A 16,211-nucleotide genomic window follows, 5' to 3' on the forward strand; every position below is an offset into this window, starting at 1 on the left:
CGCTGGGGAGACGGGCGCGATTGTCGCGCGATACCATGGCCCCACAGCATTTTCCGGTCCCGCCCACGTGATCGCCTGGCTGCGCAGCCCGCTCGACACCCTGCCCGACACGCGCCGCGCGCTGCCGGCCGGATCCGACGCGCCGGGCCTGCTGGCCGCCGGCGGTGAGCTGACCCCGCAGCGCCTGGCCGAGGCCTACGCGAAGGGCGTGTTCCCCTGGTACAGCGAGGGCCAGCCGGTGCTGTGGTGGTCGCCGGACCCGCGCATGGTGCTGCTGACCGACGAGTTCCGCCTGAAGCGCTCTCTGCGCAAGACGATCGCGAAGTTCATCCGCACGCCCGGCTGCGAGGTCCGCATCGACCACGACTTCCGGCGCGTCATCCAGGCCTGCGCGCACACCCCGCGCGAGGGCCAGGACGGCACCTGGATCGTGCCGGCGATGGTCGAGGCCTACCTGCGCTGGCACCGGCTCGGTGCGGTGCACAGCGTCGAGACCTGGATCGACGGCGAACTCGCCGGCGGGCTGTACGGCGTCAGCCTCGGCCGCATGTTCTTCGGCGAATCGATGTTCTCGCACCGCACCGACGCCTCCAAGATCGCGCTGGCCGCGCTGGTGTGCTTCTGCCGGGAGCACGGCATCGGCATGATCGACTGCCAGCAGCGCACCGGGCACCTGGCCTCGCTGGGCGGGCGCGAGCTGCCGCGCCCCGAGTTCGAGCGCCGCCTGTCCCATGCCCTGGGGGCCGGTGAGGTGACCCCTTGGACCTATCATGTGTCCCTCTGGCGGCACCTGGGGCTCGGCCCCGCCGCCGCGCAGGACCCCGGCCCGTGACGCACCCGAAAGAGCTTCCGCTCGCCTCGCTCCAGTTCTACGCGACTGCGCCCTACCCGTGCAGCTACATGGCCGGGCGCATGGCCCGCTCGCAGGTGGCCACGCCCAGCCACCTGATCCACGCAGACGCCTATTCGGGGCTGGTGGCCAACGGCTTCCGGCGCAGCGGCATGTTCACCTACCGGCCCTATTGCGACGGCTGCCGCGCCTGCGTGCCGCTGCGCGTGCCGGTGGCCGGCTTCGAACCCACGCGCAGCCAGCGCCGCGCCTGGAAGCAGCATGCCGGGCTGCAGGCCCGCGTGCTGCGCCTGTGCTTCGTGCCGGAGCACTACCAGCTCTACCTGCGCTACCAGGCCGGCCGCCACAGCGGCGGCGGCATGGACCACGACTCGATCGACCAGTACACCCAGTTCCTGCTGCAGAGCCGGGTCAACTCGCGCCTGGTCGAGTTCCGCGAGCCCTCGGCCCAGGGCCCCGGCGCGCTGAAGATGGTCTCGATCCTGGACATCCTCAACGACGGGCTGTCGGCCGTCTACACCTTCTTCGAGCCGGAGCCGCGCACCAGCTACGGCACCTACAACATCCTGTGGCAGATCGAACAGACCCGGGCGCTGCGGCTGCCGCATGTCTACCTCGGCTACTGGATCGCCGGCAGCGACAAGATGGCCTACAAGGCGCAGTTCGGCCCGCACGAGCTGCTGCTGGACGGTCGCTGGCAGCGCCCGGACGACGCGCCCCTCCCCTGAGCGCGGGGGACCCCGGGCCGGCCATAACGCCGGCATAACGCGGGCGTGGGTACAACCTTCCTCAAGCGGCGCGAGGCGCCGGAGGAGGGATCCGAATGAGCAACTTCGTCTTCAGCGCGCTGGCCGACGGCACGCACCTGAACTTCGACCCGGACGCCGACGTCCTCCAGTTCGACGCGCCGTCGATCAGCGCCGGCGAGGTGCGCCTGGCAGCCTCGGGCAGCAACCTGTCGCTGACCGCCGCCGGCAAGACCGTCTGGCTGGACGGCCTGAGCTGGGGCCAGCTCAACTTCGAGAACGTCAGCTTCGCCGACGGCAGCGTGCTGCTGTTCGGCGACGGCACCGGCGACGCCTTCCACGACGCCTACGGCCAGTACTACACGCTGACCGACTCGACCGTCGGCAACCAGGTCTGGGGCCTGGGCGGCGCCGACCTGGTGACCACCGGCAGCGGCACCGACTGGATCGTCGGCAACGTCGCGCTGGCGCCGATCAACCATGTCTCGCGCGACGGCAGCGCCGGCGCGCCGACCGGCAGCTCGCATGCGTCGGTCAGCGCCGACGGGCGCTACGTCGCCTTCGACGGCAACTGGAGCAACTTCGGCAACACCGCCAGCGGCCCGGTCGTCAAGGACATGGTGACCGGCGATTTCAGCGACGAGCACCGCAGCGCCACCGGCGTGGCGGGCAACAGCGGCGCCGCCGCGACGGTGATCTCGGCCGACGGCAACGTGGTCGCCTTCCTGGCCGCCTCGTCCAACCTGGTGCCCGGGCCTTCCAGCGGCGCGCTGTACGACATCTACGTGTCCGATCCGCACGGTAGCGAGATCGTGCGCGCTTCCACCGGCACCGGCGGCACACTGGCCACGGACGGCCGTTCGCTGAACCCGGACCTCTCCGGCACCGGCCGCTACGTGGTGTTCGAGAGCACGACCTCCAGCTTCGCCGCCGGCGGCTCGACGACGTACACCGACATCTTCCTGAAGGATCTGGCCACCGACACCACCACGCGCATCTCCACCAGCCTGACCGGCACCGACGGCAACGGCGAGAGCATCGACGCCCATGTCTCGGCCGACGGCGACTACGTGGTGTTCCAGAGCGAGGCCAGCAACCTGACCAGCGGGGACAACAACGGCCGCAGCGACATCTTCCTGTGGAGTGCCGAGACCGGCCAGCTGACGAACCTGACCAGGGGCCTGGTACCCGTCTCCAACCCGAACAACGGCAACTTCAATGCCGACGTGGCCTTCAACGGCGACGACAACGCGGTCGTCGTGTTCGAGACGGGGCGCAACCTGGTCGGCGAGGACACCTCCAACGGCACCGACATCTACGCGCTGTACTTCAAGACCGGCGACCTGCAGCTCGTTTCCTCGAAGGAGGACGGCAGCGGCGTGAGCCTCTCGAGCGAAGACGCGTCGATCTCCGACGACGGCCGCTGGGTGGTCTTCACGAGCTACTCCGACGACCTCGTAGCCGGCGACAGCAACGGCACGCGCGACATCTTCGTCAAGGACCTGTACACCGGCCGGATCGCGCTGGTGTCCAGCTCGGCCGCCGGCGTGGCCGGCAACGGGCCGAGCACAGACGCGCAGGTTTCGTCGGGCGGCGACTGGATCGTGTTCGAGAGCAGCGCGACCAACCTCGCCTCGACGGACGGCAACGGCGGCTTCACGGACGTGTTCCGCGTCGCCAACCCGCTGCTGGTGGACACCTTGCAAGGCGGCGCCGGCAACGACACCTACGTGATCAGCCGCAACGACCTGATCCTCGAAGCCGCCGGCGGCGGCACCGACACCGTGCAGTCGTCGATCAACTACACGCTCGGTGCCAACCTCGAGAACCTGACGCTGACCGGCACCGCCAACCTCGCCGGCACCGGCAACGCGCTGGCCAACGTGATCACCGGCAACGCGGGCAGCAACCGCCTGAACGGCGGCAGCGGCGTCGACACCGTCTCGTACGCCAATGCCACAGCGGCGGTGACGGTGAACCTCTCGCTCACCACCGCGCAGGCCACCGGCTTCGGCAACGACACGCTGCTCAACTTCGAGAACGTGATCGGCTCGCGCTACAACGACCGGCTGACCGGCAACACGCTGGCCAACCGGCTCGACGGCGGGCTCGGCAACGACACGCTGACCGGCGGCGCGGGCAACGACACCTATGTCGTGAATGCGGCGGGCGACATCATCGTCGAGGGCGTGGGTGCCGGCACCGACAGCGTGATCAGCAGCATCACCTGGACACTCCAGCCCACGCTCGAGAACCTGACGCTGACCGGCAGCGCGGCCATCAACGGCAACGGCAACAGCGCCGCCAACGTGCTGACCGGCAACGCCGGCAACAACTCGATGAACGCCGGCGCCGGCAACGACAGCGTCAGCGGCGGCGCCGGCAACGACAGCCTGACCGGCGGATCGGGCGACGACCGGCTCGACGGCGGCACCGGCAACGACACGCTGGTCGGCGGCGACGGCAGCGACACCTATGTCGTCGACAGCGCCGCCGACATCACCTCCGAGACCGGCACGACCGCGGGCAACGTCGACAGCGTGATCTCGTCGGTCAACTGGACGCTGCAGGGCACGCTCGAGAACCTGACGCTCACCGGCAGCACCGCCGTGCGCGCCAACGGCAACAACGCGGTCAACCTGCTGATCGGCAACGCGGCCAACAACACCATGGATGCCGGCGCCGGCAACGACACGGTGCGCGGCGGTGGCGGCAACGACACGCTGACCGGCGGGCTGGGCAGCGACCTGCTGACCGGCGGCAGCGGCAGCGACACGTTCCGCTTCAACGGCACGACCGGCAGCGACACGATCACCGACTTCACCAGCGGCACCGACAAGCTGCAGTTCGGCCAGACCGCGCTGAAGGTCGGCGACGGCGATCTGCTGGTCGAAGGCAGCGCGGTGCGCGCCGGGCCGGGCGGCTTCTCGGCCAGCGCCGAGCTGGTGATCTTCACCGCCAACGCGGCCTCGTTGACCACCGCCGGCGCGGCCGCGGCGATCGGCTCGGCCAGCTCGGCCTACGCGGCCGATCGCACGGCGCTGTTCGTGGTCGACAACGGCACGGATTCCGGGGTGTTCCTGTTCCACTCGGCGGACGGCAACGCGGCCGTCTCGGCCAGCGAGCTGACGCTGCTGGCGACGCTCAGCGGCAGCGCCAGCACGTTGCTCGGCGACTACGTCTTCTCGGCCTGAATGCCGAGCCGGTGCAACACCTCGTCGGCGATCGCCAGGCTGGCGGTGAGCCCGGGCGACTCGATGCCGAACAGGTTCATCAGCCCGGCGATGCCGTGTTCGTCCGGGCCCTGCAGCACGAAGTCCGCGGCCGGGGCCTCGGGCCCGCCGAGCTTGGGTCGCACGCCGCTGTAGGCCGGCTGCAGCGCGCCGTCGGGCAGCGCCGGCCAGTAGCGCCGGATCTCGGCGTAGAACGCCTCGCCGCGCGCCGGGTCGACGCGGTAGTCGATCGCGTCCGGGTCGCCCGCCGGCAGCCATTGCACGTCCGGTCCGAAGCGCGCCTGGCCGGCGAGATCGAGCGTCAGGTGCACGCCCAGGCCGGCGGCCTCGGGCACCGGGTAGATCAGGCGCGAGAACGGCGCGCGCCCGGCGAGCGCGAAGTAGTTGCCCTTGGCGTGCCGGCCCTGCGGGCAGTGCGCCGGAGCGAGCCCGTGCGTTGCAGCCGCCAGCCCCGGCGCCCACAGGCCGGCGGCATTGACGACGACGCGCGCACCGAGCTCCATCGGGGCCTCGCCGCCGACGGACACCACGTGCAGGCCGGGCCCGGCACGCAGGCCCAGCACCGGCGAACACAGGGCCAGCGCGCCGCCCGCGGCCTCGAGATCGCCCTGCAGCGCGAGCATCAGGCCGTGGCTGTCGACGATGCCAGTCTCGGGCGATTCGAGCGCGGCCACGCACTGCAGCGCCGGCTCGAGCGCACGCACCTCATCGGCCGCGAGTTCGCGCAGCGGCACGCCGTTGGCGGCCGCTGCACGGCGTGTCGCCTCGAGCCTGGGGCGCTGCGCTTCCGAGGTGGCGACGATCAGCTTGCCGCAGCGCCGCACCGCCACGCCATGCCCGGCGCAGAACGCGTACAGCTGCTGGCGCCCCTGCACGCACAGCCGCGCCTTCAGCGAGCCGGCGGGGTAGTAGATGCCGGCGTGCACCACCTCGCTGTTGCGCGAGCTGGTGCCGGTGCCGATCGCGTTGGCGCGCTCGAGCACGACGGTCTCGAGCCCGGCCCGCGCCAGCGCACGGCCGGTCGCCAGGCCGACGACACCGGCGCCGATCACGACCGCATCGACCTGGTCCATGGCTTCGACCTGCGCAAGAAAAACGGCCGGGGGAACCGGCCGTGTCTCGGGAGAATGTCTGGTGGGCGGCGAGGGTTTCGAACCCCCGACCCCCGCAGTGTGAATGCGATGCTCTACCCCTGAGCTAGCCGCCCAGACAAGCCCCGTATTATGCCACATCCTCGCTAGTGCTCGGCGCCGGGCGGGGCCAGAGCGTCTTGCCGCCGCTGGCCTTGTCGAGCTCGCCCAGCAACGCGGCATGTGCCGCCGATTCGGCCTCGTCGGCCTCGATCACCGGCAGCACGAGGCGCTCGAAATCGACTGTCGCGATCGTCACCTCGGTCGCCTCGGACTGCACCTCGTCGATGACCAGCGAGTCCTGCCCGCGTGTGAGGCGGATGTAGACCTCCGCCAGCAGCCCGGCGTCGAGCAGCGCGCCGTGCAGGGTGCGGTTGGAGTTGTCCACCTCCAGCCGCTTGCACAGCGCGTCCAGCGAGTTCGACTTGCCGGGGAACATCTCGCGCGCCATCAGCAGCGTGTCGGTCACCTCGGCCACATGCTCGGCCAGCGGCGGCCTGCCCAGGCGCGCCAGTTCGGCGTCGAGGAAGCCGACGTCGAAGGCCGCGTTGTGGATCACCAGTTCCGCCCCCGCGACGAACTCGAGGAACTCGTCGGCGATCGCCGCGAACAGCGGCTTGTCGGCCAGGAACTCGTCGGTCAACCCGTGCACCTTGACCGCGTCCTCGTGGCTCTTGCGCTGCGGATTGATGTAGTGATGCAGCGTGCGGCCCGAGAGGCGCCGGTTCAGCATCTCGATGCAGCCAATCTCGATGATGCGGTCGCCCGCCTCGGCCGACAGGCCGGTGGTCTCGGTGTCGAGGAAGATCTGGCGCATGGCTCAGCCTTTTGGCACGAGCCGGGCCCCGCGCACCCACAACGCGATGCCCAGCAGCACCATCGGCACGCACAGCCACTGGCCCATGCTCAGGCCGAGCGCGAGCAGGCCGAGGAAGGCGTCCGGCTCGCGAAAGAACTCGGCAATGAAGCGGAACGCGCCGTAGCCGATCAGGAACAGGCCCGAGACCTGGCCGAGGCCGCGCTCGCGGCGCGAATACAGCCACAGGATGACGAACAGCGCCAGGCCCTCGAGCGCGAACTGGTACAGCGGCGAGGGATGGCGCGCGAAGCTCTGGCCCGACTGCGGGAACACCATGGCCCAGGGCAGCGAGGCCGGTGCCTCGCGCCCCCACAGCTCGCCGTTGATGAAGTTGCCGATGCGCCCCGAGGCCAGGCCGGTGGGCACGCAGGGCGCGATCAGGTCCGTCACCTGCAGCCAGGGCCGGCCGCGCAGCTTCGCGAACAGCAGCATCGCCGCGATCACGCCGAGCAGCCCGCCGTGGAAGGCCATGCCGCCCTTCCACACCGCGAGGATCTCCAGCGGGTGCGCGGCGTAGTAGCCCGGCTTGTAGAACAGCACGTAGCCCAGCCGCCCGCCGATCACCACGCCGAGTACGCCGAAGAAGAGCAGGTCTTCCACGTCGCGGCGCGTCCAGCCGGCGGCGGCGTACCAGGGCTGCTTCACGCGCAGGTTGGCCAGCCACAGAAACAGCCCGAAGGCCACGAGGTAAGTGATGCCGTACCAGTGCACGGCCACCGGGCCGAACTGGAGCGCGATCGGGTCGAACTGGGGATGCACGAGCATGGGCGCGAACGATAGCAGCTAGCGATGGGCCTTCACGTGCGCGACGAAGCGCTCGACCGCCGGCGGCGCGTCGGCGCGCCAGACCAGGCTGGTCTCGCAGCTCGGTGCCGCCTCGGCCAGCGCCACGGGCAGGCTGCGGTAGGCGATGCCGGGCCGCTGCAGCAGCGTCATCGAACGCGGCACCAGCGCGATGCCCAGCCCGGCCGACACCAGGTTGACGATGGTCTGCATCTGGATCGCCTCCTGCGCGATGGCCGGCGCCGCGCGGTGGTGGTGGTAGAAGGCCAGCACCGCGTCGTACAGCGAGGGGGCGATGCCGCGCGGGAAGATCACCAGCGGCTGGCGCAGCAGCTCCGCGGGGCGCCAGCGGCGCGGGGCGGCATCGGGCAGCGCCAGCACCATCGGCTCGACGCCGAGCGACAGCCGCGCCAGCGCCGGCGCATGGCCAGGGGCGTGCAGCACGAAGCCGGCGTCGAGCTCGGCGCGGGCGAAGGCCTCGAGCTGCACGTCACCGGTGGCCTCGCGCAGCTCGACCGTCACGCCCGGCCAGGCTTCGCGAAAGCCGCGCAGCCAGCCCGGCAGCGGCCCGTAGCCCACGGTCGAGACGAAGCCCAGGCGCAGCCGCCCCTGCTCGCCGCGCGCCGCGCCGCGCGCCAGCGCCGGCAGCGCGGCGGCCCGCTCGAGCAGCGCGCGCGCCGGCTCGAGCAGCGCCTCGCCGGCGGGCGTCAGCGCCACGCTGCGGCGCGTGCGCGCGAACAAGGGCGTGCCGAGGCGGCGCTCGAGCTGCTGGATCGCCAGCGTGAGCGGCGGCTGCGTCATGTGCAGGCGCTCGGCGGCGCGGCCGAAGTGCAGCGTCTCGGCCAGCACGGCGAACTGCCGCCAGGCGCGCAGGTCGATCTCGACATTCATTTGCTCAGCATATCAAACGGCGATCGGATATCTATTGGACGAGGACCTGTCGCGCGGCGGATACTCGGGCCCCGCCGCGCAGGAGACCCGCATGACCGACAAGATCAACCGCCGTTCCGCCAACATCACCGAGGGCGTGGCCCGGGCACCGAACCGCTCGATGTACTACGCGCTCGGCTACCAGGAAGGCGACTTCAAGAAGCCGATGATCGGCGTGGCCAACGGCCACTCGACCATCACGCCGTGCAACTCCGGCCTGCAGCGCCTGGCCGACGCGGCCGTGATCGGCCTGAAGGAGGCCGGTGCCAACCCGCAGATCTTCGGCACGCCGACCATCAGCGACGGCATGGCGATGGGCACCGAGGGCATGAAGTACTCGCTGGTGTCACGCGAGGTGATCGCCGACTGCGTCGAGACCTGCGTCGGCGGCCAGTGGATGGACGGCGTGATGGTGATCGGCGGCTGCGACAAGAACATGCCCGGCGGCATGATGGGCATGCTGCGCGCCAACGTGCCCTCGCTCTACATCTACGGCGGCACCATCCTGCCGGGCCGCTACAAGGGCCAGGACCTGAACATCGTCAGCGTGTTCGAGGCCGTGGGCCAGTACTCGGCCGGCAAGATGAGTGAGGAGGACTTCTGCCAGATCGAGCGCCACGCCATCCCCGGCAGCGGCTCGTGCGGCGGCATGTACACCGCCAACACGATGAGCTCGGCCTTCGAGGCACTCGGGCTGTCGCTGCCCTACGCGTCGACGATGGCCAACGTCGAGGGCGAGATCGTCTCGATGGTCGAGCGCGCCGCGAAGGTGCTGGTGGACGCTGTCCGGGCCGACCTGAAGCCCCGCGACATCGTCACGCGCAAGTCGATCGAGAACGCGGTGGCGGTGATCATGGCCACCGGCGGCTCCACCAACGCCGTGCTGCACTTCCTGGCCATCGCGCATGCCGCCGGCGTCGAGTGGAGCATCGACGACTTCGAGCGCGTGCGCCAGCGCACCCCGGTGCTGTGCGACCTCAAGCCGAGCGGCCAGTACCTGGCGGTGGACCTGCACCGCGCCGGCGGCATCCCGGCCGTGATGAAGGAGTTGCTGAAGGCCGGGCTGCTGCACGGCGACTGCATCACCATCACCGGCAGGACCGTGGCCGAGAACCTGGCCGACGTGCCGCCGCTCTCGGCGGAGCAGAAGGTGATCCGCCCGGTCTCGAATCCGATCTACGCACACGGCCACCTGGCGATCCTGAAGGGCAACCTGTCGCCCGAGGGCTGCGTGGCCAAGATCACCGGCCTGAAGAACCCGGTGATCACCGGCCCGGCCCGGGTGTTCGACGACGAGCAGTCCGCGCTGGCCGCGATCATGGCCAACAAGATCAAGCCCGGCGACGTGATGGTGCTGCGCTACCTCGGCCCCAAGGGCGGCCCGGGCATGCCGGAGATGCTGGCCCCCACCGGCGCGCTGATCGGCCAGGGCCTGGGCGAGTCGGTCGGCCTGATCACCGACGGCCGCTTCTCCGGCGGCACCTGGGGCATGGTGGTCGGCCATGTCGCGCCGGAGGCCTACGAGGGCGGGCTGATCGCGCTGGTGCACGAAGGCGACTCGATCACGATCGACGCGCACCGGCTGCTGCTGCAGCTCGACGTGGACGAGGCCGAGATCGCGCGCCGCCGTGCGGCCTGGAAGCGCCCGGCGCCGCGCTACACCCGCGGGGTGCTGGCCAAGTTCGCCATGAACGCGTCGAGCGCCAGTTCCGGCGCGGTGCTGGACAAGTTCGAGTGACCGGGCCGGACGCTCAGGAGCCCGAGGCCTTCTGCTTCTTGCGCCGGGCCCGGGCGTCCATCCCCAGCGCCTCGAGGTTGCGCTCGCGGCGGGCCTGGCGCTTGGCGTCCATCTTCTCCATCTCGCGGCGCTTGTTGTAGCCGGTGCTGTCCGCCCAGGCCCACCACACCGCGGCCAGGCCGAAGGGCACGCAGAACTTCCACAGGTCGCCGGTCAGCGTCCAGGTCCAGTCGGCCATAGGGCCGATGCCGGCGAAGTGCAACAGGATGATGAAAACACCGAGCAGGACGAGGTACACGGCCAGAACTCCCAGGGGTGCTCGGGAAAACCGGCACCTGCCGGCCGTCAACCGCCACCCCTACAATCCGTTGATGGCACTGTAGCCGACACCTCGGCTGGGCGGGTGGTCAAACATCCGCAGTATTTCCCGCTGATCCCTGAAAGGAAAACGATGAAGTTGCTTCCCGCCCTGATCGTCACGCTCGGCGCTGCCGCCGCCACCGCCCCGGCGCTGGCCAACGAGGCGCTGGCCAAGGCCAAGAACTGCCTGGCCTGCCACGCCGCCGACAAGAAGGTCGTCGGCCCGTCCTACAAGGAGGTCGCTGCCAAGTACGCCGGCCAGAAGGACGCCGTCGACAAGCTGTCCGAGAAGGTCATGAAGGGCGGTGTCGGGGCCTGGGGCCAGGTGCCGATGCCGGCCAACCCGCAGGTCAATGCCGCCGAGGCCAAGCAGCTGGTGCAGTGGATCCTGTCCATCAAGTGAGCCGTCCGGCGCTCGCGACAAAGGCCCCGCACGCGGGGCCTTTTTCGTGCCGGTCCGACACGGGCGGCCGGGCATGAGCACAGCCTTCGAACCCGAGTTCGTCGCCGGCCTGACGGCGATCTTCGAGGAGCGCATCGTCTTCAACCGGGTGCTCGGCCTGCGCATCGATGCCATCGCGGCCGAGGCCGTGCGCGGCCACCTGCTGATGCGGCCGGACCTGATCGGCCACTTCGCCCACCACCGCCTGCATGGTGGCGTGATCAGCGCGGCGCTCGACGCGCTCGGCGGCCTGGCGGTGATGGCCGCCATCGGTGCCCGGCACCTCGACGAGGCCCCTGCCCAGCGGCTGCAGCGCTTCGGCAAGCTCGGCACGATCGACCTGCGCATCGACTACCTGCGCCCGGCCGTCGGCGAGCGCTTCGTGCTGCACGCCGAGGTGCTGCGCCTGGGCTCGCGGGTCGCCTCCACACGCATGAGCTTCGAGAACGCCGACGGGCGCCTGCTGGCCAGCGGCGCCGCCGCCTACATCGTGTCCTGAACCAGGATCGGGCGGCCGGCAGCATGTCCGGAAACGGCGAGCCGACGCCGACGCGCCGGCTACCATCGCCTCATGGACCTCGACCCCGACGCCGCCTACCGGGCCCTCGCTGCGCGCGACGCCCGGTTCGACGGCCAGCTCTACGTCGGTGTCACCTCCACCGGCATCTACTGCCGGCCCGTGTGCCGCGTGCGCACGCCTCAGCAGCGCCATTGCCGCTTCTTCGGCAGTGCGGCGCAGGCCGAGGCCGCCGCATTCCGGCCCTGCCTGAAGTGCCGCCCCGAAATCGCCCCCGGGCCCGGGCTGGCCTGGAGCGTGATGGACGCGTCGCGCACGCTGGCGCGCCAGGCCGCGCAGGCGCTCGACGCGCAGGCCGGCAGCGGCGACGTGCCCTCGCTGGCCGCGCTGGCCGAGCGACTGGGCGTGAGTGACCGGCACCTGCGCCGCATCTTCGCGACCGAACACGGCGTGACGCCGCTGCAGTACCTGCAGACGCGCCGGCTGCTGTTGGCCAAGCAGCTGCTGACCGACAGCGCGCTGCCGGTCGCCCAGGTGGCGCTGGCCAGCGGCTTTCGCAGCCTGCGCCGCTTCAATGCCTGCTTCGTGCAGCGTTACCGCATGAGCCCGAGCCGGCTGCGCGGCGCGGCGGCCCGATCGGCCGGCAGCGGCGCGGTGGCCCCGGAGACCGTGGCGTTGACGCTGTCGTACCGCACACCCTACGACCAGGCCGCCCTGCTGCGCTTCGTCGCACAACGTGCCATCCCGGGCATCGAGCAGGTCGAGGGCGCCACGATCCGGCGCAGCCTGCGCGCCGGCAGCGTCGCCGCTGCGGCGGGCTGGATCGAGGCGAGCTTCCTGCCCGAGCAGGCCCGGGTGCAGCTGCGCTTTGCCGCCGCGCTGGCGCCGGCCAGCGCGCGCCTGGTGGCACTGGCGCGGCGCTGGCTGGACCTCGACGCCGCCCCACAGACGATCGACGCCGCGCTGGTGGCGCTGCCGGGTGCGCCCGGCATCCGCCTGCCCGGCAGCCTGGATGCGTTCGAGCTCGCCGTGCGTGCCGTGCTCGGCCAGCAGGTGACGGTGGCCGCGGCACGCACGCTCGCCTCCCGCCTGGTGGCGCGCTTCGGCACGCCGCTGGCCACGCCCTGGGACGACATCACCCGCGCCTTCCCGGCACCCGAGCGGCTGGCCGATGCGCAGCCGGAACACATCGCCGAGCTCGGCATCGTGCGCACGCGCGCGCAGGCGCTGGTGGCGCTGGCGCAGGCCTGGCCGACGATCGCCGCGCTGATCGAGCGCCCGGGCGAGCCGCAGGCGCTGGTGGACGCGCTGACCACGCTGCCGGGCATCGGCGCGTGGACCGCGCACTACATCGCGATGCGCGCCGCCGGCTGGCCCGATGCCTTCCCGCCCGGCGACGTGGCCGTGCTCAAGGCGCTGCGCCGGCGCGATGCCGCACTCACCCCGCGCACCGCGCTGGCGCAGGCCGAGGCCTGGCGGCCCTGGCGTGCCTATGCGGTGCTGCGCCTCTGGAACTCGCTGAGCCCTGCCCCATGAAGACTTCCGACGCCGGCGAGCTGGTGCTGCTGGCCGCCCTGTGGGGCGCCTCGTTCCTGTTCATGCGGCTGGGCGCGGCCGAGTTCGGCCCGGTCGCGCTGGCTGCGGTGCGAGTGGCCGGTGCCACGCTGTGCCTGCTGCCGCTGCTTGCACTGCGCGGCCAGTTCGGCGCGCTGCGCAGCCACTGGAAGCCGATCTTCACCGTCGGGCTGATCAACTCGGCCCTGCCCTTCCTGCTCTACAGCTACGCGGCGCTGTCGATCAGCGCCGGCCTGTCGTCGATCTTCAACGCCGCCACGCCGCTGTTCGGCGCGCTGATCGCCTGGCTCTGGCTGCGCGACCGGCTCACGCCGCCGCGCATCGCCGGCCTGGCGATCGGCTTCGCCGGCGTGTTGTGGCTGGCCTGGGACAAGGCCTCGTTCAAGCCCGGCGGCAGCGGCTGGGCGGTGCTGGCGTGCCTGGGGGCGACGCTGTGCTACGGCCTCGCGGCCAGCTACACGAAGAAGCACCTGGCGGGCGTGGCGCCGCTCGCGGTGGCCACCGGCAGCCAGCTCGGCGCGACCGTGGCGCTCGCGCTGCCGGCGCTGTGGTGGTGGCCGGCGGCGACGCCCTCGCCCACGGCCTGGGGAGCGGCCGCGCTGCTGGCACTGCTGTGCACCGGCGTGGCCTACGTGCTGTACTTCCGGCTCATCGCCCACATCGGCGCGGCCAACGCGATCACCGTCACCTTCCTGATCCCGGTGTTCGCGGTCGCCTGGGGCTGGCTGTTCCTGGCCGAGCGGCCGACCGGCGCGATGGCTCTGGGCTGCGTCGTGATCCTGCTGGGCACCGGCCTGGCCACCGGCGTGCTGAAGCCCGCCTGGCCCGGCCGGGTCAGACCGGCAGGCTGAGGTCGACCACCTGCGGCCGTGTCTGCAGGAAGGCGGCCAGGTGGTCGGCGATGCGTGCGCCGGCCTCGCCGTCCCAGTACTCCGGCACGCGCCCGCGCTTGCCGCCGTTGAAGATGCAGTCCCACACGATGCGCGTGGCCAGCGCCTTGTTGCGGCCGACGAACAGGTTCGAGCCCTGCGCCACGGTGATGCCGCGCTCCGGCCCGCTGCCCACGGTCAGGCAGGGGATCGACAGGATGGTCGCCTCCTCCTGCACCGTCCACGAGTCGGTGATCACGCAGGTCGCGTTGGCCAGCAGCTGCACGAAGGACGGGTGGCTCTGCGGCGGCCGGCCGGCGATCGGCTCGCGGCCGAGCAGGCGGTCGAGCCGGAACTTGGCCAGGTGCTCGGAGGTGCCCGGCGGCATCGGCCAGACCAGCGGCACGTCGTGCGCGACGGTGCGCACGATGTCGATGATCTCGGCCAGCGCGAGCCGGTCGTTGATCTCCTGCAAGCCCTGCAGCGCAACGACGCCGTAGCCGTTGCGCCCGGACAGGAAGTTGGCCGGCAGCGCGAGCCGCTCGCGCGGGCTGGGCACCGCGAGCTTGCATCGCAGCGCGAACTGCAGCGCATCGGCCAGCAGGTTGCCGGCGAAGCAGACCCGCTCGGACGCGACGCTTTCCTGCGCCAGCTGCTCGTTGGCCTGGCTGTCGGCGGTGTAGAGCACGTCGGCGAGCTGGTCGGTCAGGCGCCGCGTGATGTCGCCGGCGCCGGCCTGCTCGTGGGTGCGGATGCCGGCGCCGACGTGCATCACCGGCAGGCCCTTGCGGCTGGCCACCAGGCCGCAGGACAGCGCCGCGTCGCTGCCGTCGAACACGATCACGGCGCTGGGCACGCACTGGTCGACCACGAACTCGAAGCGCTTCATCAGCTCGGCCGCGCGGCCGGCGTAGGTGCCGCCGGCGATGCCGAGGTTGATCAGGCGCTGCGGCATCTCCAGCCCGGCGAACAGGTCGCGGTGCCGTTCGAAGGCGTTGTTGGCGTAGCAGCGCACCAGCAGCGTGACCGGCAGGCCCTCGCGCGCCGCGAGGGCCCGCATCAGCGCCGCGGCCTTGACATGGTCGCTCTGGGAGGCCGCCACGCACAGCAGCGGCCGCGCCTCGCCACCGGCATAGGGCCAGGGCGGCGGCTCGGGCGTCACCGGCGCCGCGGGGGCCGCGGGAGGTGCGGGGGGCAGCGCGGGTGCCGCGACCGGCGGTGGCACGGGCGCGAGGGTGGACTCGGGGGCGGGCTCGGCGGTGGGTGCCGGCACGGCGTCGCGCACCCGCGGCACCGTCGGCGGCGCGATCGGCGCCAGCTCGCGCAGCACCGGCAGCTCCGGCGGCACGGGGCCGGTGTCGCCGATCTCGGCACGCAGATCGCGTGCGGTCTGCTCGACCAGCGCTGCGTCGATGCGCTTGCGGCCGCCCAGGAAGCAGGACAGCATCAGCCGGTTGCACAGCAGGTTGATGCGCCGCGGGATGCCGTGCGACCAGCGGTGCACCTCGACGAAGGCGGCGTCGTCGAAACCCGGGCTGCCGGTCCAGCCGACCTTCGCCAGGCGGTGGCGGATGTAGCCGCCGGTCTCTTCGGGCGAGAGCGGGCCGAGGTGGCAGGACACGGCCACGCGTTCGCGCAGGCGGATCAGGTCGCCAGAGGCGACCAGGTCGCGCAGTTCGGGCTGGCCGATCAGGCAGACCTGCAGGCCGGCGCCGCCGCCCTTCTCCAGCTCGATCAGCCACTCGAACGCGCTGCGCTCGAGGTGCTGCGCCTCGTCGATGATGAGCACCGCGCGCCGGCCCTCGCGGGCCAGGCCGGCGAGGTACTGGCGCAGCGCCTCCCCCAGCTCGGCGGGCGAGCCCGAGCGCGACGGTGCGCCGAAGGCCAGCAGGATGGCGCGCAGCAGCTCGGCATCGTCGAGCTGCGTCGTCAGCACCTGGCCGACCACCACGTTCTGGGTATCGAGCTGCGACAGCAGCGTGCGCACCAGCGTCGTCTTGCCGGCGCCGATCTCGCCGCTGACGACCACGAAGCCGCCCAGCGCGTCCAGCGCACGGCGCAGCACCGCGAGCGCGTCGTGGTGACCGTGGCTGTCGAAGTAGAAACTCGGGTCGGGGCTGAGCTGGAACGGCGGCCCGCTGATCCCGAAGTGGGACTCGTACATCCGCCCGAGTATGCC

General features: G+C 71.6%; 14 protein-coding genes and 1 tRNA gene. 8 read left to right on the forward strand and 7 right to left on the reverse strand.

Going from position 1 to position 16,211, the window contains the following annotated elements:
• The first annotated feature begins 67 nt into the window (after positions 1–67).
• From aat to D9C15_RS05270, 3 genes are all read left to right on the forward strand, one after another.
• The gene (gene aat, locus D9C15_RS05260; protein ID WP_127996389.1) at positions 68–832 is read left to right on the forward strand and encodes a leucyl/phenylalanyl-tRNA--protein transferase; all 765 of its coding nucleotides are present in this window, start codon (positions 68–70) and stop codon (positions 830–832) included.
• Complete coding sequence (locus D9C15_RS05265; RefSeq protein ID WP_127996390.1) at positions 829–1,578, forward strand: arginyltransferase; 750 nt, start codon at positions 829–831, stop codon at positions 1,576–1,578. The genes aat and D9C15_RS05265 overlap by 4 nt, the downstream gene beginning before the upstream one ends.
• A 95-nt stretch (positions 1,579–1,673) precedes the next feature.
• Positions 1,674–4,790 carry a beta strand repeat-containing protein gene (locus D9C15_RS05270; protein ID WP_127996391.1) on the forward strand — a complete coding sequence of 1,039 codons (3,117 nt, stop codon included), beginning with the start codon at positions 1,674–1,676 and terminating at the stop codon, positions 4,788–4,790.
• On the opposite strand, the gene D9C15_RS05275 is transcribed toward D9C15_RS05270, so the two are convergent.
• The 5 genes from D9C15_RS05275 to D9C15_RS05295 form a co-directional block, all read right to left on the reverse strand.
• A complete protein-coding gene (locus D9C15_RS05275) occupies positions 4,772–5,902 on the reverse strand; it encodes an NAD(P)/FAD-dependent oxidoreductase (RefSeq protein WP_127996392.1) in 1,131 nt (376 codons plus the stop codon). The genes D9C15_RS05270 and D9C15_RS05275 overlap by 19 nt on opposite strands.
• A 59-nt stretch (positions 5,903–5,961) precedes the next feature.
• Positions 5,962–6,036 (reverse strand) — tRNA-Val (locus tag D9C15_RS05280).
• Positions 6,037–6,050: 14 nt separating this feature from the next.
• Positions 6,051–6,776 (reverse strand): DNA polymerase III subunit epsilon, encoded by a 726-nt coding sequence (gene dnaQ, locus D9C15_RS05285; RefSeq protein ID WP_127996393.1) that lies wholly within the window; start codon positions 6,774–6,776, stop codon positions 6,051–6,053.
• A 3-nt stretch (positions 6,777–6,779) separates the two neighbouring features.
• Positions 6,780–7,583 (reverse strand): prolipoprotein diacylglyceryl transferase, encoded by an 804-nt coding sequence (gene lgt, locus D9C15_RS05290; RefSeq protein ID WP_127996394.1) that lies wholly within the window; start codon positions 7,581–7,583, stop codon positions 6,780–6,782.
• An 18-nt stretch (positions 7,584–7,601) separates the two neighbouring features.
• Positions 7,602–8,492 (reverse strand): LysR family transcriptional regulator, encoded by an 891-nt coding sequence (locus D9C15_RS05295; protein WP_127996395.1) that lies wholly within the window; start codon positions 8,490–8,492, stop codon positions 7,602–7,604.
• Between the two features lie 91 nt (positions 8,493–8,583).
• Between D9C15_RS05295 and ilvD the strand changes: the two genes are divergently transcribed.
• Positions 8,584–10,269 carry a dihydroxy-acid dehydratase gene (gene ilvD / locus D9C15_RS05300; RefSeq protein ID WP_127996396.1) on the forward strand — a complete coding sequence of 562 codons (1,686 nt, stop codon included), beginning with the start codon at positions 8,584–8,586 and terminating at the stop codon, positions 10,267–10,269.
• 13 nt (positions 10,270–10,282) lie between these two features.
• Here ilvD and D9C15_RS05305 read toward each other — a convergent pair whose 3' ends face one another.
• Positions 10,283–10,567 (reverse strand): TIGR04438 family Trp-rich protein, encoded by a 285-nt coding sequence (locus tag D9C15_RS05305; protein ID WP_127996397.1) that lies wholly within the window; start codon positions 10,565–10,567, stop codon positions 10,283–10,285.
• Between the two features lie 153 nt (positions 10,568–10,720).
• On the opposite strand from D9C15_RS05305, the gene D9C15_RS05310 reads away from it, so the two are divergent.
• From D9C15_RS05310 to D9C15_RS05325, 4 genes are all read left to right on the forward strand, one after another.
• The gene (locus D9C15_RS05310) at positions 10,721–11,032 is read left to right on the forward strand and encodes a c-type cytochrome (RefSeq protein WP_127996398.1); all 312 of its coding nucleotides are present in this window, start codon (positions 10,721–10,723) and stop codon (positions 11,030–11,032) included.
• Positions 11,033–11,105: 73 nt separating this feature from the next.
• Complete coding sequence (locus tag D9C15_RS05315; RefSeq protein ID WP_127996399.1) at positions 11,106–11,570, forward strand: thioesterase family protein; 465 nt, start codon at positions 11,106–11,108, stop codon at positions 11,568–11,570.
• 72 nt (positions 11,571–11,642) lie between these two features.
• The gene (locus D9C15_RS05320; RefSeq protein WP_127996400.1) at positions 11,643–13,124 is read left to right on the forward strand and encodes a DNA-3-methyladenine glycosylase 2 family protein; all 1,482 of its coding nucleotides are present in this window, start codon (positions 11,643–11,645) and stop codon (positions 13,122–13,124) included.
• Positions 13,121–14,014: a DMT family transporter gene (locus tag D9C15_RS05325; RefSeq protein WP_127996401.1), complete on the forward strand. Its 894-nt coding sequence runs from the start codon at positions 13,121–13,123 to the stop codon at positions 14,012–14,014. Before D9C15_RS05320 ends, D9C15_RS05325 begins: the two co-directional genes overlap by 4 nt.
• Here D9C15_RS05325 and D9C15_RS05330 read toward each other — a convergent pair.
• Entirely contained in the window at positions 13,998–16,196 is a 2,199-nt protein-coding gene (locus tag D9C15_RS05330) for a UDP-N-acetylglucosamine 2-epimerase (protein ID WP_127996402.1), read from the reverse strand. The two genes, D9C15_RS05325 and D9C15_RS05330, sit on opposite strands and share 17 nt — an antisense overlap.
• Positions 16,197–16,211: the final 15 nt, after the last annotated feature.

This window comes from Piscinibacter defluvii (assembly GCF_004011805.1).
In the GTDB taxonomy this organism is placed as follows: domain Bacteria; phylum Pseudomonadota; class Gammaproteobacteria; order Burkholderiales; family Burkholderiaceae_C; genus Piscinibacter; species Piscinibacter defluvii.